General features: G+C 44.9%; 28 protein-coding genes. 21 read left to right on the forward strand and 7 right to left on the reverse strand.

Going from position 1 to position 23,608, the window contains the following annotated elements; all coding sequences use genetic code 11:
* The first annotated feature begins 177 nt into the window (after positions 1 to 177).
* The gene (gene lipA / locus NZD81_RS15980) at positions 178 to 1,074 is read left to right on the forward strand and encodes a lipoyl synthase (RefSeq protein WP_003222888.1); all 897 of its coding nucleotides are present in this window, start codon (positions 178 to 180) and stop codon (positions 1,072 to 1,074) included.
* Between the two features lie 15 nt (positions 1,075 to 1,089).
* Here the strand turns inward: lipA and NZD81_RS15985 are convergent, their stop codons facing one another.
* Positions 1,090 to 1,722 carry a YhcN/YlaJ family sporulation lipoprotein gene (locus NZD81_RS15985; protein ID WP_282373329.1) on the reverse strand — a complete coding sequence of 211 codons (633 nt, stop codon included), beginning with the start codon at positions 1,720 to 1,722 and terminating at the stop codon, positions 1,090 to 1,092.
* A 113-nt stretch (positions 1,723 to 1,835) separates the two neighbouring features.
* Between NZD81_RS15985 and NZD81_RS15990 the strand changes: the two genes are divergently transcribed.
* From NZD81_RS15990 to nucF, 3 genes are read left to right on the forward strand one after another with little or no spacing between them, the layout of a single operon-like run.
* Complete coding sequence (locus tag NZD81_RS15990; RefSeq protein ID WP_003228682.1) at positions 1,836 to 2,111, forward strand: YutD family protein; 276 nt, start codon at positions 1,836 to 1,838, stop codon at positions 2,109 to 2,111.
* Between the two features lie 23 nt (positions 2,112 to 2,134).
* Positions 2,135 to 2,569: a DUF86 domain-containing protein gene (locus tag NZD81_RS15995; RefSeq protein WP_040081932.1), complete on the forward strand. Its 435-nt coding sequence runs from the start codon at positions 2,135 to 2,137 to the stop codon at positions 2,567 to 2,569.
* A gap of 28 nt (positions 2,570 to 2,597) precedes the next feature.
* The gene (gene nucF / locus NZD81_RS16000) at positions 2,598 to 3,368 is read left to right on the forward strand and encodes a 5' nucleotidase NucF (protein ID WP_134975163.1); all 771 of its coding nucleotides are present in this window, start codon (positions 2,598 to 2,600) and stop codon (positions 3,366 to 3,368) included.
* 26 nt (positions 3,369 to 3,394) lie between these two features.
* On the opposite strand, the gene NZD81_RS16005 is transcribed toward nucF, so the two are convergent.
* Positions 3,395 to 3,895 (reverse strand): phosphatidylglycerophosphatase A family protein, encoded by a 501-nt coding sequence (locus NZD81_RS16005; protein WP_003243814.1) that lies wholly within the window; start codon positions 3,893 to 3,895, stop codon positions 3,395 to 3,397.
* 152 nt (positions 3,896 to 4,047) lie between these two features.
* On the opposite strand from NZD81_RS16005, the gene cotNH reads away from it, so the two are divergent.
* From cotNH to NZD81_RS16030, 5 genes are all read left to right on the forward strand, one after another.
* Positions 4,048 to 5,067: a spore coat-associated protein CotNH gene (cotNH, locus tag NZD81_RS16010; RefSeq protein WP_103030942.1), complete on the forward strand. Its 1,020-nt coding sequence runs from the start codon at positions 4,048 to 4,050 to the stop codon at positions 5,065 to 5,067.
* A 200-nt stretch (positions 5,068 to 5,267) separates the two neighbouring features.
* A complete protein-coding gene (locus NZD81_RS16015) occupies positions 5,268 to 6,569 on the forward strand; it encodes a homoserine dehydrogenase (RefSeq protein ID WP_282373324.1) in 1,302 nt (433 codons plus the stop codon).
* Positions 6,569 to 7,627, forward strand: coding sequence for a threonine synthase (gene thrC, locus NZD81_RS16020; RefSeq protein WP_040082516.1), 1,059 nt, complete (start codon positions 6,569 to 6,571; stop codon positions 7,625 to 7,627). The genes NZD81_RS16015 and thrC overlap by 1 nt, the downstream gene beginning before the upstream one ends.
* Entirely contained in the window at positions 7,624 to 8,553 is a 930-nt protein-coding gene (gene thrB, locus NZD81_RS16025; protein WP_103030941.1) for a homoserine kinase, read from the forward strand. Before thrC ends, thrB begins: the two co-directional genes overlap by 4 nt.
* Positions 8,554 to 8,661: 108 nt before the next feature.
* A complete protein-coding gene (locus tag NZD81_RS16030; RefSeq protein WP_282373321.1) occupies positions 8,662 to 10,635 on the forward strand; it encodes a S9 family peptidase in 1,974 nt (657 codons plus the stop codon).
* A 41-nt stretch (positions 10,636 to 10,676) separates the two neighbouring features.
* On the opposite strand, the gene NZD81_RS16035 is transcribed toward NZD81_RS16030, so the two are convergent.
* Entirely contained in the window at positions 10,677 to 11,012 is a 336-nt protein-coding gene (locus NZD81_RS16035) for a NifU family protein (protein WP_010886606.1), read from the reverse strand.
* A 97-nt stretch (positions 11,013 to 11,109) separates the two neighbouring features.
* Here NZD81_RS16035 and NZD81_RS16040 point away from each other — a divergent pair, with 97 nt between their 5' ends.
* Positions 11,110 to 11,436: a YuzD family protein gene (locus NZD81_RS16040; RefSeq protein ID WP_040081940.1), complete on the forward strand. Its 327-nt coding sequence runs from the start codon at positions 11,110 to 11,112 to the stop codon at positions 11,434 to 11,436.
* 223 nt (positions 11,437 to 11,659) lie between these two features.
* Here the strand turns inward: NZD81_RS16040 and NZD81_RS16045 are convergent, their stop codons facing one another.
* Positions 11,660 to 12,727 (reverse strand): NAD(P)/FAD-dependent oxidoreductase, encoded by a 1,068-nt coding sequence (locus tag NZD81_RS16045; RefSeq protein ID WP_014665237.1) that lies wholly within the window; start codon positions 12,725 to 12,727, stop codon positions 11,660 to 11,662.
* A gap of 262 nt (positions 12,728 to 12,989) precedes the next feature.
* Between NZD81_RS16045 and NZD81_RS16050 the strand changes: the two genes are divergently transcribed.
* The 6 genes from NZD81_RS16050 to NZD81_RS16075 all read left to right on the forward strand — a co-directional run bounded on the left by NZD81_RS16050 (position 12,990) and on the right by NZD81_RS16075 (position 17,475).
* Positions 12,990 to 13,226 carry a YuzB family protein gene (locus tag NZD81_RS16050; protein ID WP_003222913.1) on the forward strand — a complete coding sequence of 79 codons (237 nt, stop codon included), beginning with the start codon at positions 12,990 to 12,992 and terminating at the stop codon, positions 13,224 to 13,226.
* A 135-nt stretch (positions 13,227 to 13,361) separates the two neighbouring features.
* The gene (locus NZD81_RS16055) at positions 13,362 to 14,576 is read left to right on the forward strand and encodes a NupC/NupG family nucleoside CNT transporter (RefSeq protein ID WP_014665236.1); all 1,215 of its coding nucleotides are present in this window, start codon (positions 13,362 to 13,364) and stop codon (positions 14,574 to 14,576) included.
* Between the two features lie 121 nt (positions 14,577 to 14,697).
* Entirely contained in the window at positions 14,698 to 15,552 is an 855-nt protein-coding gene (gene dapF / locus NZD81_RS16060) for a diaminopimelate epimerase (RefSeq protein ID WP_014665235.1), read from the forward strand.
* 77 nt (positions 15,553 to 15,629) lie between these two features.
* The gene (locus NZD81_RS16065; RefSeq protein WP_003244166.1) at positions 15,630 to 15,992 is read left to right on the forward strand and encodes a HesB/IscA family protein; all 363 of its coding nucleotides are present in this window, start codon (positions 15,630 to 15,632) and stop codon (positions 15,990 to 15,992) included.
* A gap of 317 nt (positions 15,993 to 16,309) precedes the next feature.
* Positions 16,310 to 16,852 (forward strand): spermidine/spermine N(1)-acetyltransferase, encoded by a 543-nt coding sequence (paiA, locus tag NZD81_RS16070; protein ID WP_069150236.1) that lies wholly within the window; start codon positions 16,310 to 16,312, stop codon positions 16,850 to 16,852.
* Complete coding sequence (locus NZD81_RS16075) at positions 16,852 to 17,475, forward strand: FMN-binding negative transcriptional regulator (RefSeq protein ID WP_128422384.1); 624 nt, start codon at positions 16,852 to 16,854, stop codon at positions 17,473 to 17,475. The genes paiA and NZD81_RS16075 overlap by 1 nt, the downstream gene beginning before the upstream one ends.
* Before the next feature lie 71 nt (positions 17,476 to 17,546).
* Here the strand turns inward: NZD81_RS16075 and guaC are convergent, their stop codons facing one another.
* Complete coding sequence (gene guaC / locus NZD81_RS16080) at positions 17,547 to 18,527, reverse strand: GMP reductase (RefSeq protein WP_069840260.1); 981 nt, start codon at positions 18,525 to 18,527, stop codon at positions 17,547 to 17,549.
* 278 nt (positions 18,528 to 18,805) lie between these two features.
* Between guaC and NZD81_RS16085 the strand changes: the two genes are divergently transcribed.
* Positions 18,806 to 18,946, forward strand: coding sequence for a hypothetical protein (locus tag NZD81_RS16085; RefSeq protein WP_014665230.1), 141 nt, complete (start codon positions 18,806 to 18,808; stop codon positions 18,944 to 18,946).
* Between the two features lie 39 nt (positions 18,947 to 18,985).
* Here the strand turns inward: NZD81_RS16085 and yumC are convergent, their stop codons facing one another.
* The gene (gene yumC, locus NZD81_RS16090) at positions 18,986 to 19,984 is read right to left on the reverse strand and encodes a ferredoxin--NADP reductase 2 (RefSeq protein WP_003220618.1); all 999 of its coding nucleotides are present in this window, start codon (positions 19,982 to 19,984) and stop codon (positions 18,986 to 18,988) included.
* 330 nt (positions 19,985 to 20,314) lie between these two features.
* Between yumC and NZD81_RS16095 the strand changes: the two genes are divergently transcribed.
* The 4 genes from NZD81_RS16095 (at position 20,315) to spsC (ending at position 22,984) form a co-directional block, all read left to right on the forward strand.
* Entirely contained in the window at positions 20,315 to 21,535 is a 1,221-nt protein-coding gene (locus tag NZD81_RS16095; protein ID WP_282373313.1) for an NAD(P)/FAD-dependent oxidoreductase, read from the forward strand.
* A gap of 172 nt (positions 21,536 to 21,707) precedes the next feature.
* Positions 21,708 to 21,851: a YuiA family protein gene (locus NZD81_RS16100; protein WP_015714640.1), complete on the forward strand. Its 144-nt coding sequence runs from the start codon at positions 21,708 to 21,710 to the stop codon at positions 21,849 to 21,851.
* Between the two features lie 53 nt (positions 21,852 to 21,904).
* Entirely contained in the window at positions 21,905 to 22,225 is a 321-nt protein-coding gene (locus NZD81_RS16105) for a YuiB family protein (RefSeq protein WP_282373312.1), read from the forward strand.
* Between the two features lie 102 nt (positions 22,226 to 22,327).
* A complete protein-coding gene (gene spsC, locus NZD81_RS16110; RefSeq protein ID WP_289860980.1) occupies positions 22,328 to 22,984 on the forward strand; it encodes a stationary phase survival protein SpsC in 657 nt (218 codons plus the stop codon).
* 29 nt (positions 22,985 to 23,013) lie between these two features.
* Here the strand turns inward: spsC and NZD81_RS16115 are convergent, their stop codons facing one another.
* Positions 23,014 to 23,490: a divergent PAP2 family protein gene (locus NZD81_RS16115; RefSeq protein WP_014665224.1), complete on the reverse strand. Its 477-nt coding sequence runs from the start codon at positions 23,488 to 23,490 to the stop codon at positions 23,014 to 23,016.
* Positions 23,491 to 23,608 lie beyond the last annotated feature (118 nt).

Consider the following 23,608-nt stretch of genomic DNA (forward strand, 5'->3'; position numbering starts at 1 on the left):
GTCAGTAATCATCTTCCCTTGTCGAGAAATTTTTCCTATGTTAAAGTGTCTAAAGAAAAGACTTTCTTTAGTTAGAAAAACATTATTTTTGTTGCAGAAATAAAACCTGCACCTTTCTCGTTTTCAGAATGTTTCGTGTCAGAAATTGAGTATATTGGATATTGGAGATGATGGGAATTGGCAAAGAAAGACGAACACCTCAGAAAGCCCGAATGGCTCAAAATCAAATTAAATACAAATGAAAACTATACAGGGCTCAAAAAACTCATGCGGGAAAACAACCTGCATACCGTATGCGAAGAAGCAAAATGCCCGAATATTCATGAATGCTGGGCGGTCAGACGTACAGCGACATTTATGATTTTAGGTTCTGTTTGCACAAGAGCATGCCGTTTCTGCGCTGTCAAAACAGGACTTCCAACTGAGCTTGACCTGCAAGAGCCGGAACGCGTAGCGGATTCAGTCGCGCTTATGAATCTGAAGCACGCGGTCATTACGGCTGTGGCGCGTGACGATCAGAAAGACGGCGGGGCAGGCATTTTCGCGGAAACCGTCCGTGCAATCCGCAGAAAAAGCCCGTTCACAACAATTGAGGTGCTGCCGTCTGATATGGGCGGAAACTACGATAACCTAAAAACCTTGATGGATACACGCCCAGACATCCTGAATCACAATATCGAAACGGTTCGCCGCCTGACGCCAAGAGTCCGCGCGCGTGCGACGTACGATCGTTCATTGGAATTTTTGCGCCGTGCGAAGGAAATGCAGCCTGACATTCCGACGAAATCAAGTATTATGATCGGACTCGGCGAAACCAAAGAAGAGATTATTGAAGTAATGGACGACCTCTTGGCGAACAACGTGGATATTATGGCAATCGGCCAATATCTGCAGCCGACGAAAAAACACTTGAAAGTCCAAAAATACTATCACCCTGATGAATTTGCAGAATTAAAGGAAATCGCGATGCAAAAAGGCTTCAGCCATTGCGAAGCCGGTCCGCTTGTCCGCTCTTCTTACCATGCGGATGAACAGGTAAACGAAGCATCTAAAAAGCGTCAAGCACAAGCGTAATGCCAAAACGCCAGATCATCTGGCGTTTTTGTCATTCCTATCGATTTTCATGTCCTGGTGTGTTTCTCCGTTGGCATTTTCATTCTCTGAGACGGGGCTTCCTTGCGGGGAGGTTTTCATTTCTTGAATCGTCCCCGACAAGATCTCTCTGATATCTCTGGAACCAGAGCCAAGATTGCTGTAATTTTCGATGGACTGCATATGGTTTGGATTATCGGAAATATACACATGATAGTATCGCGGTATGACAGAAGCCGCTGTTTTTTTGACCTGATCGGCGGTCAGCTCCCGGTTTTTAGAATCGGTTTTGTATACGACAAGCGCTTCTCGGTCAGTCACCAATGTCGCAGCATCTTGAATATGGGGGAGCTGAACCGTTAAACTTGATATCATGTGAGCGGTTTCTTCCCGGTTCATCACCGGCGTTTTCTGCTGTTCGCCGTCAAATTGTTCTTTTTGATAGCGGACATAGCCAAATTGTTCGTTCTCATCATGCCTGTTAAAAGCCTCGTTGCGATCCGACACATGAATGGGTTTGGTTTGATTCTGTGTCTGATTGCGGACATTCTCGGCATTATCCAATCCTGCGCCTCCGCATCCGGATAAAAGTCCGGTCAGGAGGCAGAGGCTGATGGCAGTTCGTTTCATTTATCAATCCCTCCTCATGTGTAGGGTAGCCAAATCGCATGATTTATTCTTTAGCAATTGATGGGGACGGGGCAATGAATTATGATAGGAATGAGTGAAAAAGAGGTGAAATCATGATTCTTATTCAAAATGCCGAATTTGAATTGGTGCACAATTTCAAAGACGGCTTCAACGAAGAGGCTTTTAAAGCCCGCTACTCCGATATATTAAATAAATACGATTATATTGTGGGAGACTGGGGATACGGTCAGCTTAGGCTCAAGGGCTTCTTTGACGACCAGAATCAAAAGGCAACCTTCGAAACGAAAATCAGCACATTAGATGAATATATTTACGAATACTGCAATTTCGGCTGTGCGTATTTTGTCTTGAAACGGATCAGAAAATAAATATACACAAAGGGGATGCTGTCATGTATTTTGTTGACAGAAACAAAATAGAGAAAACACTGGGGTTCTTCGAGCACCAGCTGGCGCTATTTAACTCACAAACAGACTGGCAGACTGAATTTGGGGGACTGGCGCTTCAGCGTATAGGCCATCTGTTAATCGAATGCATTCTTGATACAGGCAATGACATGATTGACGGTTTTATTATGCGGGACCCGGGCAGCTATGATGACATTATGGACATACTTGTTGATGAAAAAGTTGTCACGGAAAAAGAGGGAACTGAGCTCAAGAAATTGATCGCCTACCGCAAAACATTGGTTCAACAGTACCTGCTCGCTGACAGCGGCGAGCTTTACAGGCTGATCAAGGCGCATCAAACAGCCCTTCAAGACTTCCCGAAACGGATCAGAAGCTATTTGGAAACAGAGCTAGGACCTGTTTCCGCGTTTAAATAACAACTGGAAAGCCACAGGAGTGTTGGAAATGAAAACATATAAAGGGTATTTAATTGATTTAGACGGAACGATGTACAATGGCACGGAAAAAATCGAGGAAGCGTGTGAATTTGTCAGAACGCTGAAAGATCGCGGCGTTCCTTATCTTTTCGTGACAAACAACTCTTCGCGCACACCGAAGCAGGTGGCAGACAAGCTCATGTCTTTTGATATTCCGGCAACAGAAGAGCAGGTCTTCACGACAAGCATGGCTACTGCCCAGCATATTGCCCAGCAGAAAAAAGACGCGTCTGTATATGTGATTGGGGAGGAAGGAATCCGCCAGGCGATTGAAGAAAACGGCCTGACATTTGGCGGAGAATACGCGGACTTTGTCGTTGTTGGTATCGACCGTTCCATTACATACGAAAAATTTGCTGTCGGCTGCCTGGCAATCAGAAATGGCGCCCGCTTTATTTCCACTAACGGAGATATTGCGATCCCGACTGAAAGAGGGCTTCTGCCTGGAAACGGCTCACTGACATCTGTGTTAACCGTATCTACAGGTGTACAGCCTGTATTTATCGGCAAGCCGGAATCAATCATTATGGAGCAGGCGATGCGCGTTCTCGGCACAGAAGTGTCTGAAACACTCATGGTCGGCGACAACTACGCGACTGATATTATGGCCGGCATTAACGCGGGTATGGATACGCTGCTCGTTCACACGGGTGTAACGAAAAGAGAGCATATGACAGACGAGATGGAAAAACCGACTCACGCCATTGACTCTCTGACTGAATGGATTCCATACATTTGAAAAAAGGGCGCCCCAAAAGGGTGCCCTTATTCTGTGTGCCGCGCGCGGTGTGCGAGCCTGCTTGAGGCCGCGGCGGAAATCGCCCCGACGATGTCATCCAGAAAGGTGTGGCATTCGCCGGTTGATTTATCATTTAATCGTTTAAGGATTCCGGGTTTTTCTTTGTCGATGTAACCGTAGTTCGTAAACCCGATCGATCCGTAAATGTTTACAATGGAAAATGCCAGAACTTCATCTACCCCATATAGGCTTTCATCTATTTCCAGCATCGTTTGCAGCGGTTCAGACAGTTTTTTCTGCTCAGCAAGAACATCCAATTCAATGCCCGTTAAAATCGCGTTTTGCACCTCGCGTTTTGCGAGAACGCGATTGACGTTCAGCGTGCATTCATCAATGGTCAAATCCGGATGATATTTTTTCTGCAGAAAAAAGACAAGCTCGGCAATATCTGATACCTCTACGCCGCGCTCCTTCATCCGTGCTCTTGCTTTAGCTTCCATCTGACTGAATTGTTCGTTTTCTGACATCAGCTTCACCCAATCTTTTTTACTAGTTTATACAAAATGTTTGAGAAGTTTACAACTTTTTCTTGCGCCTTGTTCGGATTTAAATATGTATTCATAATTCCGGCTCTGTATGACTACGATGTGATGAGCCCTAATTCAACAGGCAGGTGATCATGGTGAAAGGTACAATAAAAGAAAAATACGGCATTCACATCAGGCAGCTCTCCATGTACCAGCACACATATCAATGCTTTCAGACGCCTAATTCATTCTTTCTGATAGTCCCCGTTTCCCAATTCTCAGATACAGAGCTGGCGGAGCTTTATTACATGAGTCAGTATTTACAAGAACAAAGTGACCCATACGTTTCGGTTTTTATCTTTACAAAAGAAGGCGAGCTGACATTTGAACATGAAGAAAAAACGTACGCTCTGCTGAAGGCGGCCCCCCCTTATTCAAACAGGGCGTTCTCCATTGGAGCGGAGCTGGCGGAATTTCACCGAAAAGGCAGAGGGTATCCGTATGAGGTGAAGGCAGCCGGAAGAATCGGCCAGTGGAAGGATCTGTGGGGAAAACGCATTGATCAGCTGGAGGTGTTTTGGCAGCGAAAGGTTCATAGCCCTCCTCACGAGCCATTCGATAAAAAAATGATCGAGTCATTTCCATATTATTTAGGACTGTCAGAAAACGCGATCCAATATTTAGTGGACACGGAGCTGGATGACAAGCCCCAAGCCGCTGATTCAGGAACGATATGCCATCAGCGGATGGAAAGGCATACATGGTCACCCGAATCACTGATCAGGATTCCGGCGGATTGGGTGTTTGACCACGCTTCCCGTGATATGGCTGAATATATGAGACATACGTTTTTGCATCACAGACAAGATTTTCAACAGCAGGGCTTTCTCTTTTTGCAGGAATACGAGCAAGTCACACCGCTGTCTTCGTTTTCGAAACGCCTTTTATACAGCCGTCTGCTTTTTCCGCTTCATTATTTTGAAATTGTGGAAAGCTATTACATGTCTTCAGAATCAGAAAAGCATTATTTTGAAGAACAGCTTGACTTTATTCTTAATGACTGTGAGCGTTATGAACAATTTCTCAATACAGCGCAGGAATTCATGAATATGCGGGCGCAGAAGCTGTTTGTTCCCCGCGTCAGCTGGCTCGGCAAAGGCAGCTCAGGGTGAGGAGAAAATCTGACAAAAATAATTAGAAAATAAAGAATCTTGTCATATCAATGTGTTAAGCGTTTACATTCGAAAAATTCAGCCTATCGCTGTCTTGTCAAAACAGAAGCGGGCTTATATAATGTTTGTAACTTATATGTCTGTGTTGAGTTAACAATTGTCTTTTTCAAGAGGACAATCAAAAGAAAGGTGGAGTTTTTTTGAAAGCGATTCGTGTAGGGCTTTTAGGTTTAGGTACCGTGGGAAGCGGTGTCGTTAAAATTATTCAAGATCATCAGGATAAGCTTATGCATCAGGTCGGCTGTCCGGTTACGATAAAAAAAGTGCTTGTAAAAGATGTAGAGAAAAAGAGAGAAGTAGATTTGCCGAAAGAAGTGCTTACGACAGAAGTATATGATGTCATTGATGACCCGGATGTTGATGTTGTTATCGAGGTGATCGGCGGAGTTGAGCAGACAAAACAATATTTGGTCGACGCGCTGAGATCGAAAAAGCATGTTGTCACAGCAAACAAGGACTTAATGGCTGTGTACGGCTCCGAGCTGCTGGCTGAAGCGAAGGAAAATGGGTGCGATATCTACTTTGAAGCCAGTGTTGCCGGCGGGATTCCGATTCTGCGCACGTTAGAGGAAGGCCTCTCATCAGACCGGATTACAAAAATGATGGGAATTGTGAACGGCACAACGAACTTTATCTTAACAAAAATGATCAAAGAAAAAAGCCCTTACGAGGAAGTGCTCAAGGAAGCGCAGGATCTCGGTTTTGCCGAAGCTGATCCGACTTCAGACGTGGAAGGGCTTGACGCCGCACGGAAAATGGCGATATTGGCGCGCCTCGGCTTTTCGATGAACGTGGATCTGGAAGACGTTAAGGTAAAGGGGATCTCCCAAATTACAGACGAGGACATCAGCTTCAGCAAACGTCTCGGCTATACAATGAAGCTGATCGGGATTGCCCAGCGTGACGGCAACAAAATCGAAGTCAGCGTACAGCCGACACTGCTTCCTGACCACCATCCGCTTTCTGCTGTTCATAATGAGTTTAACGCCGTTTATGTATACGGCGAGGCTGTCGGTGAGACGATGTTCTACGGGCCGGGAGCCGGAAGCATGCCGACAGCGACATCCGTTGTTTCTGACCTTGTCGCTGTCATGAAAAATATGCGCCTCGGCGTAACCGGCAACAGCTTTGTCGGGCCGCAATATGAGAAAAACATGAAATCGCCGTCTGACATTTACGCACAGCAGTTTTTAAGAATTCATGTAAAAGATGAGGTTGGTTCATTCTCGAAAATTACGTCTGTGTTCTCAGAACGGGGCGTGAGCTTTGAGAAAATTCTTCAACTGCCAATTAAAGGCCATGATGAGTTAGCAGAAATCGTAATTGTCACACACCATACATCAGAAGCTGATTTCAGTGATATCCTGCAAAACCTAAATGATTTGGAAGTCGTTCAAGAAGTCAAAAGCACATATCGTGTAGAAGGGAACGGTTGGAGCTAATGTGGAAAGGACTTATCCATCAATATAAAGAATTTTTACCTGTAACAGATCAAACACCGGCGCTTACTTTACATGAAGGAAACACGCCTCTTATTCACCTGCCGAAGCTGTCTGAGCAGCTCGGAATTGAGCTTCATGTCAAAACGGAGGGCGTCAATCCTACTGGATCATTTAAAGATCGCGGAATGGTTATGGCTGTGGCGAAGGCAAAAGAAGAAGGCAATGACACGATTATGTGCGCGTCAACAGGTAACACTTCCGCTGCTGCGGCAGCCTATGCAGCCCGCGCTAACATGAAATGCATCGTCATTATCCCGAACGGAAAAATTGCGTTTGGAAAGCTCGCTCAAGCAGTCATGTACGGAGCCGAGATTATCGCAATTGACGGAAACTTTGACGACGCGCTTAAAATTGTCCGTTCCATCTGTGAGAAATCACCGATTGCCCTTGTCAACTCAGTCAACCCTTACCGCATTGAAGGCCAAAAAACTGCTGCCTTCGAAGTGTGCGAACAGCTGGGGGAAGCGCCGGATGTGTTAGCGATCCCAGTTGGAAACGCGGGAAATATCACTGCGTACTGGAAAGGCTTCAAGGAATATCATGAGAAAAACGGCACAGGCCTTCCAAAAATGCGCGGCTTTGAAGCGGAGGGCGCTGCGGCAATTGTGCGCAATGAAGTGATTGAAAATCCGGAAACAATAGCGACGGCCATTCGGATTGGAAACCCGGCAAGCTGGGACAAAGCGGTAAAGGCAGCCGAGGAATCCGATGGGAAAATTGACGAAGTCACTGATGATGAAATCCTTCACGCCTATCAGCTGATTGCCCGTGAAGAAGGCGTGTTTGCAGAACCAGGTTCTTGCGCGTCTATCGCAGGAGTGCTGAAACAGGTGAAATCCGGAGAAATTCCGAAAGGTAGCAAGGTCGTGGCTGTGTTAACAGGAAACGGACTGAAAGATCCGAACACAGCGGTCGACATTTCCGAAATCAAGCCCGTCACATTGCCGACTGATGAAGAAAGCATCCTTGAATATATAAAAGGAGCGGCCCGTGTATGAACGAAGCCGACATGCTGTTCTCTGTCACTGTTCCCGGAAGCACGGCTAACCTGGGCCCCGGCTTTGATTCAGTCGGAATGGCGCTCAGCAGATATTTAAAGCTGACCGTCTTCGAAAGCGACAAATGGACATTTGAAGCTGAAACAGAAACAGTCGCCGGAATTCCGGCGGGTACAGATAACCTGATCTATCAAGTGGCTAAACGGACCGCAGATTTGTACGGGAAAGAAATGCCCCCTGTCCATGTGAAGGTGTGGAGCGACATCCCTCTTGCACGCGGCCTTGGCAGCAGCGCCGCGGCGATTGTAGCGGCCATTGAACTGGCTGATGAATTATGCGGCCTAAAGCTGTCTGAAGCGGACAAGCTGCATGTAGCCAGTTTAGAAGAAGGACATCCGGACAATGCTGGCGCGTCTCTCGTTGGCGGACTTGTGATCGGCCTGCATGAGGATGACGAGACCCAAATGATCCGCGTCCCGGATGCCGACATTGACGTTGTCGTTGTCATTCCTTTTTACGAAGTGCTGACAAGAGACGCAAGAGACGTGCTTCCGAAGGAGTTTCCATATGCCGATGCCGTAAAAGCAAGTGCTGTCAGCAATATGCTCATTGCTGCGATCATGTCCAAGGATTGGCCGCTCGTCGGGAAAATGATGAAAAAGGATATATTTCACCAGCCGTACCGGGCGATGCTAGTGCCTGAGCTGTCTAAAGTAGAACACGTCGCCGAGATGAAGGGCGCATATGGAACGGCTCTCAGCGGGGCAGGCCCGACGATTCTCGTCATGACCGAAAAAGGAAAGGGAGAAGAGCTGAAGGAACAGCTCGCGCTTCATTTCCCTCATTGTGAAGTTGACGCTTTGACCGTTCCGAAAGAGGGAAGTATAATAGAGCGAAACCCTTTATATCAAGTAAAAAGTGTATAAATCATGCCAAGCGTCCCTCAGCCTCAGCTGAGGGCGCTTTTTTTGCTGGAGATAAAGGAGTTTTTATTTAGGAAAACGAAATACATGTAAAAAGGAGGAGATATGAATATGAAAAAGCTGATAACCGCAGAAGACATCACAGAGATTGTCTCTGTGACCGATCCTCAATACGCCCCAGACGGCACCCGTGCCGCATTTGTGAAGTCACAAGTAAACCAAGAGAAAGATTCGTATACATCAAATATATGGGTCTATGAAACAAAAACAGGCGGGTCTGTTCCTTGGACACATGGAGAAAAGCGAAGCACCGACCCAAGATGGTCTCCGGACGGGCGCACGCTTGCTTTTATTTCTGATCGTGATGGGGATGCAGCACAGCTGTATATCATGAGCACTGAAGGCGGAGAAGCAAGAAAATTGACTGATATCCCATATGGCGTGTCAAAGCCGCTATGGTCCCCAGACGGTGAATCGATTCTTGTCACTGTCAATTTGGGAGAGGGGGAAAGTGTTAATGATCAAGAAAAAATGGAGCAGGACAGCTTTGAACCTGTTGAAGTTCATGGTCTCTCCTATAAACGGGACGGCAAAGGGCTGACGAGAGGTGCGTATGCCCAGCTTGTGCTTGTCAGCGTCAAGTCTGGCGAGATGAAGGAGCTGACAAATCACAAAGCCGATCATGGCGATCCTGCTTTTTCTCCTGACGGCAAATGGCTTGTTTTCTCAGCTAATTTAACTGAAACGGATGATGCCAGCAAGCCACATGATGTTTACATGATGTCACTGGCGTCTGGTGATCTTAAGCAGGTTACTCCTCATCGCGGCTCATTCGGATCGAGTTCATTTTCACCAGACGGAAGGTATCTTGCTTTGCTTGGCAATGAAAAGGAATATAAGAATGCAACGCTCTCAAAGGCGTGGCTCTATGATATCGAACAAGGCCGCCTCACATGTCTGACTGAGATGCTGGACGTTCATTTAGCGGATGCGCTGATTGGAGATTCATTGATCGGAGGTGCCGAACAGCGCCCGATTTGGACGAAAGACTGCCAAGGGTTTTATGTTATCGGCACAGATCAAGGAAGCACGGGAATCTATTATATTTCGATTGAAGGCCTTGTGTATCCGATTCGTCTGGAAAAGGAGTACATCAATAGCTTCTCTCTTTCACCTGATGAACAGCACTTTATGGCCAGTGTGACAAAGCCGGATAGACCGAGTGAGCTTTACAGTATCCCGCTTGGACAGGAAGAAAAACAGCTGACTGGCGTGAATGACAAGTTTGTCAGTGAGCATGCGATTTCAATGCCTGAAGAGATTCAATATGTCACAGAAGACGGCGTGACGGTGAACGGCTGGCTGATGAAGTCTGCACAAATGGAAGGTGAAACAGCATATCCACTTATTCTCAACATACACGGCGGTCCCCATATGATGTACGGGCATACATATTTTCATGAGTTTCAAGTGCTGGCGGCGAAGGGATACGCGGTCGTCTATATCAATCCGAGGGGAAGCCACGGCTACGGGCAGGAATTTGTGAATGCAGTCAGAGGAGATTATGGGGGAAAGGATTATGACGATGTGATGCAGGCTGTGGATGAAGCTATCAAACGAGATCCGCATATTGATCCTAAGCGGCTCGGCGTCACGGGCGGAAGCTACGGAGGTTTCATGACCAACTGGATCGTCGGGCAGACGAACCGCTTTAAAGCTGCCGTCACCCAGCGCTCGATTTCAAATTGGATCAGCTTTCACGGCGTCAGTGATATCGGTTATTTCTTCACAGACTGGCAGCTTGAGCATGACATGTTTGAGGATACAGAAAAGCTTTGGGACCGGTCTCCTTTAAAATACGCAGCAAACGTTAAGACACCGCTTTTGATTCTGCATAGCGAGCGGGATGACCGATGCCCGATCGAGCAGGCGGAGCAGCTGTTTATCGCTCTGAAAAAAATGGGCAAGGAAACGATGTTTGTCCGTTTTCCGAAAGCGTCGCACAATTTGTCACGCACCGGACACCCAAGACAGCGGATCAAGCGCCTGAATTATATCAGCTCATGGTTTGACCAATATCTCTAATAAAAAAGCCAGGCTGATTAAATGTCAGCCTGGCTGCTTGATTAAAAGACTTGTTCTACTTCAACGACACCCGGCACTTCTTCTAGAAGAGCGCGCTCAATTCCGGCTTTCAGCGTAATTGTTGAACTTGGGCAGCTGCCGCATGCGCCTAGAAGACGAAGCTTAACAATACCTTCATCTACGTCTACAAGCTCACAGTCACCGCCGTCACGAAGTAAAAACGGACGAAGTTTGTCCAGTACTTCCTGCACCTGTTCTTTCATTTCAACTTCAGTCATGACATTCGCTCCTTTCGTCGTCATAAAACCATTATATTCAGTGTAACAATAAAAATCTATTGTTTGGTTTGCAAAGTTGCTTTCCCTATTATAGCACATTCAGACTTCAACACAAAAACGGTTTTTTTCTATAAAAACGCCCTTTGGCTCTGTATACTTAAAGAAAGGACTTACCTAGGAGAAGGGGGCATTTGCAGTGATGAAACCAATCATGCTCAGCGTGTACGGGGCAGAAACCGTTTGTGCGAGCTGTGTCAATATGCCGACAGCCAAGGATACATACGAGTGGCTTGAGGCTGCGCTGAAAAGAAAATATCCGAATCAGCCTTTTGAGATGCAATACATCGATATTCATGAGCCGCCTGACAATGAACAGGCGAAAGAGCTTGCGGAAAAAATCAGAAATGACGAGTATTTTTATCCGCTTGTACTCGTAGAAGACAAAATTGTCGGTGAAGGCAATCCAAAATTAAAAGACGTTTATGAGGAAATGGAGAAGCATGGGTATATAGAAAACCGCTGACTTGATCAGCGGTTCCAGCGTGTGGACAAACCCTTGCATTCGTTGTCAAGCCTGTGCGTTGGTGCTCACGAATGAAAACATTCGCTCCGCCCCAATGTTCGCCTTTCCTAAACTTCAAGGGTTTTCAAACACGCTGAAAAGATGAAAACGGCTAAAACTAAAACCGTTTTAGCCGTTTGTAATCTTTTAAACCGCTGACCTAATCAGCGGTTCTTCTCTATCATTAACCGTTATGGTGTTTGTACATCCACAGCAAGCCGGATTTTAGCATACGCGGAACACGGCCGATCAGCGGACGGTCAGCAACAAGCCCGAAGCCGGCTTTTTTTCCAAGTGAACCGAGGACGCCTTTCAGCTTAAACTGCGGCATTGATTCAGGCAGGGCTTCTCCATTCCAGCGTTTTTGCAAGATTTGGACAATCTGCTCTGCTTGAGCCTCTGCCAGCTGGGCGCTCGGTGCATGAGGAAGGCTGGCGCAATCGCCGACAACATACAGATGTTCATCACCTGGAAGATTGTGATGAGGCGTTAATACAATACGCCCTTGTGCGTCCTTCTCCACATCTAAGTCTCTGACAACTTTGTTTGGCTGTATGCCGGCAGTCCACACGATGGCGTCTGCAGAAATCGGATCATCGTGGTTATACACAACGCCTTCTTCTACTTTTGTGATATTTGCCCTGTTAATAATGCGGACACCGTGCTCTTCGAACCATTTTTGCACATATTTGCTCAAACGCTCGGGAAAGCTTGATAAAATGAGATTACCGCGGTCGAACAAAATAATGTTCAGGTCATCACGGCTTTCTCTCAATTCACTTGCAAGCTCAACACCGCTTAAGCCCGCTCCGACAATGGCGACGGTGGCATTAGCGCTCAGGTTATTCAGCTTTTGGTAGGTTTCACGGGACTGATCGATGGTTTGAATGCTGTAGGTGAATTCAGGCGCTCCCGGCACGTTGTGATATTTATCCTCACAGCCGAGCCCGATGACGGCGTCATCGTAAGAAATCGGTTCACGATCTTGGAACAGCACTTGTTTTTGTGCAATATCAATTGATGTGATATCACCGTATTGGACATCCAGGCGAGGGTGCTCTGGGAATGACACTCTGATATGGTGGTCAGAAATTGTGCCTGCGGCAAGGGCATAATATTCTGTTTTCAAGCAGTGATAAGGATTTCTGTCAATTAACGTGATTGAAACATCATCAGGCAGCTGGTTTGGCAATAAGCGATGAAGAACACGCATGTTCCCGTAACCTCCGCCGATCAAGACCAATTTTTTCATTTGAATTCCCCTTTAATCCGAAGAGTATGATAGACACATTGAAGAAAATACGAACTATGTAAAATAACATCTAGAATTATATCGAATTTGATCTAAAATCACAATAATAGTTTCAAAATAACCTACAATTTAGCCTGAAAGCGCAAATTAGTAAAACGTTATACAAGAAATGATATGTTACGATAATAAATCTTGAACAGTCCGTTGTCTTTGACGAATCGTAAAAAATTCGCGATAATGGATGTATGTGAGGTGAAACCGCATGAATCCAATGATTGAATTTTGTGTCAGCAATCTGGCTCACGGCTCTCAGGAAGCTAGGGCGATTTTAGAGAAGGATCCCAACCTGGATGTCCTTGAATACGGCTGCTTAAGCTACTGCGGGACATGTATGGAATCGCTTTTCGCTCTGGTAAACGGAGAAGTCGTCATGGGTGAAACGCCTGCTGAGCTTGTTGAGAATATATATACCTTTATTGAAGAAAATCCAATGTTTTAAAGAAAAGGGCCTGGACAGGCCCTTTTTTATTTTGTCGTACAAAAGAACTAAAAAATGTGTAGACATCAAAAAATATTATTGTTATCGTATAAAAGATATTTTTTTAAATAAAATTTAAGAGGTGTACGAGTATTCATGAATGTTCTGTGGGGACTGCTGGGCGCAGTTGCGATCATTGCTATCGCGTTTTTATTTTCAGAAAAGAAAAGCAATATTAAGATAAGAACCGTCATTGTTGGTTTATGCACACAGGTGGCGTTTGGATACATCGTGTTGAAATGGGAAGCGGGACGCGCTGTTTTTTTATGGTTTTCAAGCCGTGTACAGCTTCTGATTGACTATGCGAATGAAGGCATCAGTTTTATTTTTGGACCGCTTTTAAAGGTCGGCGACAGTCCGGCATTTGCATTAAGTGTACTGCCCGTTATCATTTTCTTCTCAGCACTGATTGCAGTTTTATATCATTTGAAAATCATGCAGCTCGTTTTCCGTGTCATTGGCGGCGGATTGTCGAAGCTCCTTGGAACAAGCAAAACGGAATCTCTGGCAGCGGCTGCCAATATTTTTGTAGGACAATCAGAATCTCCGTTAGTGATCAAGCCTCTGATTGCCGGGCTGACGCGCTCTGAGTTGTTTACGATTATGACGAGCGGACTATCGGCTGTTGCGGGATCTACCTTGTTTGGGTACGCGCTTCTTGGTATTCCGATTGAATACTTGCTGGCGGCCAGCTTTATGGCTGCTCCAGCTGGACTTGTCTTTGGTAAATTGATTATACCCGAAACGGAAAAAACGCAAACCGTAAATAGCGATTTTAAAATGGATGAAGGCGAAGGCGCAGCCAATGTCATTGACGCAGCTGCAAAGGGAGCGTCAACAGGACTCCAAATTGCGTTAAACGTTGGGGCGATGCTGCTAGCGTTCGTTGCGTTAATCGCCGTAGTAAATGGTATTCTCGGCGGGGCTTTCGGCTTGTTCGGCTTAAAAGGCGTCACATTAGAATCCATTCTCGGCTATGTGTTTTCTCCTATCGCCTTTTTGATTGGCGTGCCTTGGCATGAAGCATTGCAGGCTGGAAGCTATATCGGCCAGAAATTGGTGCTGAATGAGTTTGTCGCTTATTCTAATTTCGGTCCGCACATCGGCGAGTTTTCTAAGAAAACGGCTACCATTATCAGTTTTGCGTTATGCGGATTCGCCAATTTTTCCTCAATTGCGATTATGCTTGGTACGCTTGGCGGATTAGCGCCCAGCCGCCGTTCGGATATCGCACGTCTCGGCTTGAAGGCTGTTCTTGCGGGAACATTAGCCAATCTGCTCAGCGCAGCTATTGCCGGCATGTTTATATAAACAATAAAAGCTCCTTGCGTTAGTGCAAGGAGCTTTTATGTATGAAAAACGGGGGATAATTGTATTGTGTCCGTTTATAATAGCTTTTATACTAAGAAAAAGAAAAAAGTTGGAGGCACCTATGAACTCATTTCGATTTACCAAAATGCACGGCCTGGGAAACAATTATATTTATGTGAATCAATTTGAAGAACAGCTTCCTGAAGAAAAACTGTCAGAGATTGCAATTCAGGTTTCTTCTGTTTATACAGGGATCGGTTCTGACGGAATGATCCTGATATGCCCATCAGATCAAGCGCCTGTTAAAATGCGGATTTTTAATAATGACGGGTCTGAAGGGAAAAACTGCGGCAACGGCCTGCGCTGCGTCGCAAAATACGCATATGAGCATAAGCTGGTTGAGGAAACATCTTTTCTGATTGAAACCCTCTCCGGGCTTGTGAAAGCGGAGGTTCAAGTTGAAAATGGAAAAGTGAATGTGGTCACTGTCGATATGGGCGAACCGCGCTTATCAAAATCTGAACTCCCGATGCTTGACGGCGGGGAAGAGCACACAATCAATGAAACCATGGCATTTGGTGAAGTTGAGCTAACAGGCACTGCCGTTTCAATGGGAAATCCGCATATCGTTTTTCCAATCGCTGACATCGAACAGGCACCTTTAACGACACTGGGACCGGTGATTGAGAAAGACCCGAGATTTCCGGAAGGCGTCAATGTGGAATTCGTCGAAACCGTGAATGAACAAGAACTGCATTTCCGCGTCTGGGAACGGGGATCAGGCATTACACAGGCATGCGGGACAGGGGCATGTGCAGCGGCTGTCGCATCTGTGTTGAACGGCGTATCAAAACGAAATCAAGACATCACGGTGCATTTAGCAGGCGGTGATTTGGTGATAAACTGGAAAGATAACGGCCATGTGATGATGACAGGGCCTGCCGAAACCGTTTGTGAGGGTGTCTATTTCTTGTAAAACACCTTGTTTGAGAATTGGGACGATCATGTTTATAATAAAAGACAGCAACGGTTTTTAAAAGGAGGTTCACAATGATGAGCAACCCGGTAACAATTACAGAAGCAGCAGCTTTGCATATAAAAGATATGATGAAAGAGCATGAGGAAGAAAACGCGTTTCTGCGCGTAGGCGTCAAAGGCGGCGGCTGCAGCGGGCTTTCTTACGGCATGGGCTTTGAGCATGAAAAGAGTGAATCAGACAGTGTGTTTGACCAGCACGGCATTACTGTTCTAGTTGACAAAGAAAGCCTCGACATCATGAACGGCACCGTGATTGATTATAAGCAATCCATGCTCGGCGGCGGCTTCACCATCGACAATCCAAACGCCATCGCTTCATGCGGCTGCGGTTCTTCGTTCAGAACAGCAACGAATGCAGGCAAGCCTGAAGAGTGCTAAGCACTAAAAACGGATAGCGATTATTACTGACGCTTTTCTTAGCGATAAATTATCGTTAAGGGAGGCGTTTTTATTATGCTCTGCATTTTAAAAATGAAGCAGAGGTCCGAGTGTTTCGGACAGAGAAATGCTGTATTGTCGTTATTTTGTATTTTGTTGTAAATACAGCGAAGTTACGCTATATTTAATACATAGTATTTTATTGCAATTGCAACAAAAATAACATTGAGGAGTTGATGATGGAGAAGATTTTTGGTGGAATGGTAACAAGGTCAGTATCTGTTCCGTGATTTTATATAAAGGAGCTAAGTCCGAACATGAGTGTAAACATTAAAAAATGCAGCCGGGAAGATTTACAAATACTCCAACAATTGAGTATCGAAACATTCAACGACACTTTTAAAGATCAGAATTCACCTGAAAATATGAAAGCCTATTTAGAAAGAGCATTTAACACGAAGCAGTTGGAAAAGGAATTATCCAATATGTCTTCAGAATTCTTTTTTGTTTACTTTGATCATGAAGTCGCTGGATATGTAAAGGTCAACATCGATGATGCGCAGTCTGAAGAAATGGGCGCTGAATCACTTGAAATCGAGAGAATTTATATAAAGAACAACTTTCAAAAGCATGGGCTTGGCAAACATCTGCTGAATAAAGCGATAGAAATTGCGCTGGAACGTAATAAAAAGAACATTTGGCTAGGTGTATGGGAAAAAAACGAAAATGCCATTGCCTTTTATAAGAAAATGGGGTTTGTTCAGACTGGCGCCCACTCATTTTATATGGGGGATGAAGAACAAACAGACTTAATCATGACTAAAACGCTCACATCATATTTTTCAAAGGGTGGATATTGATGTATATTCCAAAATATTTTAAGGTCACAAATGCTGAAGACATTTGGAATTTTGTACAAGAAAACGCCTTTGGTACGATTGTCACAACAGAACAAGGAAAACCAATTGCCACTCATTTGCCGTTAGGATTTCATAAAAAAGGCGATCATTACTATATTACGGGGCATTTCGCTTATGGAAATCCTCAGTGGAGAACGTTTGAAGCCTGTGAAGATGTGCTTGTGATGTTTCAGGGACCGCACGCTTATATTTCTTCTTCCTGGTATTCACGCGAAAATGTTCCGACGTGGAATTATCAGGCTGTCCACATGTATGGAAAAGCAAGTATGTTAGAGAAAGATGAATTAGTAGAAGAATTAACAATGATGCTGGAGAAATACGAAAAACATCGTGAAAATCCTGTTTTATGGGATAAACTTTCTCCAAAACTCTTAGAAAGTGAATTGAAAGGTATCGTTGGATTTAAGATTAAGGTGGAAGACATTCAAGCGGCATATAAATTAAGCCAGAACCGAAATGAAACAGATTATATGAACATCATTGATCAGTTGCAACATGAAGAAAATCCAAATGCAAAACAAATGGCAGAACTGATGAAAGATACATTCAAAAAGCGAATATAAACATACTTTGCTGAAGAAGTAGCAGAAAACGCCAAGTCAAGCATCGCCGCTGACTTGGCGTTTTTTTATGATTAATATTTATCCCCATTAAAAATCGAATTCTTCACAATTACATAATCCACATTGCGGATGGCGTCAAGCTTTGTTCCGCCTGCATAAGAAATAGAAGATTGAAGATCCTGCTCCATTTCAATCAGTGTATCCTTAATTGAGCCTTTATGCGCCACGTGCATTTTTTTGCCTTCGACATTTTTCTTTTCGCCTTTTTGGAATTCAGAGGCTGAGCCGAAGTACTCTTTGTAAAGCTTTCCGTCTTTTTCGATCGTTTGGCCTGGCGATTCTTCGTGTCCGGCAAATAGTGAACCGATCATGACCATCGTTGCGCCGAATCGGATTGATTTTGCGATGTCGCCATGGGTGCGGATGCCGCCATCGGCGATAATCGGTTTGCTCGCAGCCTTGGCGCACCAGCGCAGCGCCGCTAATTGCCAGCCGCCTGTGCCAAAGCCGGTTTTGATTTTCGTAATACATACTTTTCCCGGTCCGATGCCGACTTTAGTGGCATCCGCTCCCGCATTTTCAAGCTCTCTGACCGCTTCCGGCGTTCCGACATTGCCAGCAATAACAAAGCTGTCCGGCAAATGTTTTTTGAGGTGCTGAATCATTTCAATGACAGCATTTGAGTGACCGTGAGCAATGTCAATTGTCACATATTCCGGAGCCAAATTTTCTTCTGCCAGCTGGCGGACAAATTCATACTCCTCCTCTTTAACGCCCACGCTGATAGAAGAGAATAATCCGCGTGCGTTCATATCTTTAATAAAATCAATTCGTGTTTCAGGCTCAAATCGGTGCATGACATAAAAGTAGCCATTTTCGGCTAGTTGAATCGCCAGCTTTTCATCTATAATCGTCTGCATATTGGCAGGGACGACGGGTAATTTAAAGGTACGTCCGCCTAAACGTACGGATGTATCACATTCTGAACGGCTATTTACAATGCATTTTGCAGGAATTAGCTGAATATCTTCGTAATCAAATACGTTTTCCATGGTTTTCACTCCTAAAAACGAATATTTAAAAGTATATTATATGAAATGTTCGCCTTCTATAATGTACTCTGTTTTATTTAGGATGTCAAACAATATTATTTTCTGGCAGGTGTGGTGCGAGTGCCTAAGCTTGTCATAGAGAGTGAGTTTAGGTATCATAGTTTTAACGAATGGTCTTAGAGAGCGGATCAAAACGCGAATGATATACGTTCAGCAAAGCTTGGTTGTTCAGCACCAGGCTTTCTTTATGGCATGAACATGTGAAAGGAGCAAAAAAGATGGCCCAAAACGAAGAAAAAACACCGAAGTCCCAAAAGATTCAAGACCGCATTATTATGACAATGATCTGGGTAGTCGCAGCACTTGTGATTGCGCTGGTTGTTGGAACCGCACTGAATTATATAAATATCTTCAAATAAAAAAGGAGCTGTGTCACCTGACACAAACTCCTTTTTTTATTATTTATTTTCAAAAAGACTTGTTGAGTGAAGAGGCTGTACGCGGGCTTTCGGGTCCATGTAAGCCTTGGCGTTGTTCACTGCTGTCGGTGCCTCACCGAAGCCGCTGGCAATCAGGTTGACTTTTCCTTCGTATGTACAAATGTCACCTGCTGCAAAGAAGCCTTCGATATTTGTTTCCATTGTTGATTTCACGACAATGGAATTTTTCTCGATGTCCAGACCCCAGTTTTTGATCGGTCCAAGAGATGAAACGAAACCGTAGTTGACGATTAAGTCATCAATTTCTAAAATCTCTTTGCGGTCGCCTTTCACTTCTTCAAGCACAAGCTGTTCAATTTTGTCTTCGCCGATCAGCTCCGCAGGGACGAATGGTGTCAGGACATTAACCTTCGACGCATGAAGGTTTTCCACACTGTGCTCGTGCGCACGGAACTTGTCGCGGCGGTGAATGATCGATACTTCTTTTGCGATCGGCTCAAGCATAAGCGCCCAGTCAACCGCGGAATCTCCACCGCCAAGGATCGCAACGCGTCTGCCGGCGAATTTTTGCAGATCGTCAACGAAGTAATGGAGGTTCTTGCCTTCATACTGCTCGGCATTTTCAAGTTCCAGCTTTCTCGGTTTGAATGCGCCGTTTCCTGCAGTAATGATGACTGTTTTAGAGTAGTGGGTTTCTTCATTTGTTACAAGCTTAAACACGCCATCTGCTTGTTTTTCAACTGATTCAACCGCTTGCTCCAGACAAATGGTTTGGTCGAATTTTGCCATTTGCTCTTTTAGGTTATTGATAAGCTCTTGCGCGCGGATTTTCGGGAATCCCGCTACATCATATATATACTTTTCAGGGTATAGGGCGCTAAGCTGTCCGCCAAGCTGAGGCAGGCTTTCGATAATTTTGACGCTTGCCTGTCTCATCCCGCCGTAAAAAGCGGTGAATAAGCCGACCGGTCCCCCGCCTATAATTGTAATATCATAAACCTTTGTATCCTCTCGCATACGAAAATTGCCTCCTAAATGAAAATTGTTATTAATTATACCATATTGCCGTTCGAATTGACGAGTCAGAGAAAAAATCGTAAGGATACAACGCGCCCATCCATTCTTGAAAATATTTCCGCCGGCCGCTACGATAATAACCAAATGAAATGATCTTTTTCTGAATGTTTCTTGAGCCAGCCGGATAAACATGGTAGTAGTGCTATGGGTGAGGACTTCACAAAAAACTTTTCAATATATTTCATAAAATCCCGCCAATAAGCTGAAGCTAACACAAATGATGATTTTATTATGGGTCTAACAAAAGCAAAAAAAGAGAAGGTGGATGTGATGGCATTGAATAAGCCCAAAATCGTGATTTTAGGTGCAGGATATGGCGGATTGATGACGGTGACAAGGCTGACGAAGTATGTCGGGCCGAATGATGCTGACATTACGCTTGTAAATAAACACAATTATCATTATGAAACGACATGGATGCATGAAGCGAGCGCGGGTACGCTCCACCATGACCGCTGCCGTTATCAGATAAAAGATGTAATCAACCAGTCGCGGGTCAATTTTGTACAGGATACCGTAAAGGCAATCAAAATAGATGAGAAAAAAGTTGTGCTTGCGAATGGAGAACTGCAGTACGATTATTTAGTCATCGGGCTCGGCGCCGTGCCTGAAACATTCGGCATTAAAGGTTTAAAAGAATATGCGTTTCCGATCGCCAACATCAACACGTCGCGCCTGCTGCGGGAACATATTGAGCTGCAGTTTGCGACTTACAATACGGAAGCGGAAAAAAGACCGGACAGGTTAACGATCGTTGTTGGCGGCGCCGGATTTACGGGCATTGAATTCCTTGGCGAGCTGGCGGCTCGCGTGCCGGAGCTCTGTAAGGAGTATGACGTTGACAGAAGCCTTGTCCGCATCGTTTGTGTGGAAGCAGCGCCGACCGTTTTGCCGGGCTTTGATCCGGAACTTGTTGACTATGCCGTACATTATCTTGAGGAAAACGGAATTGAGTTCAAGATCGGCACGGCTGTACAAGAATGTACACCAGAAGGAGTCAGAGTCGGCAAAAAAGATGAGGAACCAGAGCAGATCAAATCGCAAACCGTTGTATGGGCGGCAGGTGTCCGCGGCCATCCGATTGTGGAGGAAGCTGGTTTTGAAAATATGCGCGGCCGGGTGAAAGTCAACCCTGATCTTCGCGCCCCGGGACATGACAATGTCTTTATTCTCGGTGACAGCTCGCTGTTTATGAATGAAGATACAGAGCGTCCGTATCCGCCAACTGCGCAAATTGCCATGCAGCAGGGCGTAACGGTCGCTAAAAACCTTGGCAGGCTTATTAAAGGCGGAGAGCTTGAGGAATTCAAGCCGGACATTAAGGGAACAGTGGCTTCTCTTGGCGAGCATAACGCGGTTGGGGTTGTTTATGGCAGAAAGCTAAAAGGCATGCCGGCTTCTTTTATGAAAAAAGTCATTGATAACCGATCGTTGTTTATGATTGGCGGACTCGGACTGACACTGAAAAAAGGCAAGTTCAAGTTTTTCTAAAAACCCGCGGAAGCGGGTTTTCTTTATTAAAAAACGCCAAAATAAAAAGAGAACGAGAGGAAAATAAGTATGTTTCCGCTTACATGAAAAGATTTGTTACATGATCTGACTTTATTGTTGACAGCCTGATATGTTATATTATCAGAAAATTAAGAAAAAGGGTGATGATCAGATGAAAACTGCAACGACAACCGCTTCACATGCATGCCCATTTTGCTCAGGAAAAGGATATTTTCAATTGATTCTCGGCGGTTCAGAGACTTGTCCTTCTTGCCAGGGGACAGGAAAAGACAGTCATTCATTTTCCAGACGTTGACTTTATTTCCACCCCCGCGTTACACTAAAAGCAACGCAGGGGGGTGGAATAGGTTGATTAGTCTGCCAGTCGTAATCATCTCAATTGTTTTGTTTTTTGTTTTGTTTTTTGGAATCGGTTTCTTATTAAACATGCTGCTGAGAATGTCTTGGATTATGGCTATGATTTATCCGGTTGTATGCCTTTTCATTATCAGCAAAGAAAAGCTGGTCAGCTATGTCCAGTCGCCAGGAGAATCCTTTGCCAGCCTGTTTCATCGTGTCTTATCATTAGCGGCTGCCGATGTGCTGATTTTAACTAGCGGTTTGGCCGGCGCCATTGTGTCAGGGATAGCGATCAATATGCTCAGAAAAAGAGGATATCAAATGTTTTAACTGCCGCTTTCTTCTATAGAAAGCTTTTTTTGTATGTTCGCTCATTCATCATTTTGAATAATGCTCTCTCCGCTTGGGAACAATGATTCGGAGGAGAGGTGAATGATGTTGAATATAATCAGACGTTTGCTGATGACCTGTTTATTTCTGCTTGCATTTGGCACGACATTTTTATCAGTGTCAGGAATCGAAGCGAAGGACTTGTCAAAATGGGTGCAGGAACATCAAGAAAAGCACTTGAAGCATGCAGGACTGACATTAAAAGCATTGCAGCAGAAACAAACACAAACGACGTCCGCGGCTAAGGATAAAACAAAGCCGTTAGAAGAAGCATTTGACTGGGATGAGTATCCGGTCCAAAGAGTAACAGCAACTGGCTACACTGCAGGAGCTGAGTCGACGGGAAAAAATCCCGGTGATCCATTATACGGGCTTACATATTCAGGCGTGAAAGTGAAACGGGATCTGTATTCCACGGTTGCTGCCGACCCGTCGGTTTTCCCGATCGGCACGATTTTATTCATTCCGAATTACGGTCTCGGAGTTGTAGCTGACACCGGATCGGCTATTAAGGGAAACCGCCTTGATTTGTACTTTGAAACCGTCAAAGATGTATACAATGAATGGGGCAAAAAAACCCTTGATGTGTATGTGATTAAAAAGGGAACGGGAAAGATTACCGAGGATGAGCTTGAGAAGCTCAATGAAACAAAATCTTTGCAAGTGTTCAGAAATCAATATAAAACGGTGAAAGAATAAAAACGCTCCAGCGAAAGCAGGAGCGTTTTTTACATGAAAAAGTAAGCGAGTGCCAATGTCAGTAAAATACCTGTTAGGCCTCCGAAAAAGACTTCGATCGGCTGATGTCCGAGAAGCTCTTTCAGCTTTTTTTGTTTTTCTTTTTCTTCAGCTTTAGGGAAGTCCTTTGCTTCATTAACAAAACGGTTAAAATCAATGACAAGCTTATTAATGACTGTTGCCTGCTCACCGGCGTGACGTCTGACGCCAGTTGCGTCAAACATGGTTATGACGGCGAAAATGGCAGAAACCGCAAAGAGTGAGGAGCCTAATCCATGCTCCAAGGCTACGCCTGTAGAAAGCGCAGTGACCGCTGCGGAGTGAGAGCTCGGCATGCCGCCTGTGCTTGTGACCAGCGACCAGTCCAGTTTTCTGGACACGATATACTGTATGGGCACTTTGATGACCTGAGCAAAAATAATTGCGGCCAGGCTTGATAATAAAGGAAAATTCGTTAAAAGTTCCATCGGCGACATCCTTTCTATTTGAAAAATCCTTCGTGTTTCAAAAGAAAAAAGCAAGTCTTAGACTGTTGTTTGATAAAATAAGTGTAGTGGAAAGAATGTTTTTCCTATTATACCATTG

The organism is Bacillus sp. B.PNR1, assembly GCF_030386235.1.
Lineage (GTDB): Bacteria > Bacillota > Bacilli > Bacillales > Bacillaceae > Bacillus > Bacillus stercoris.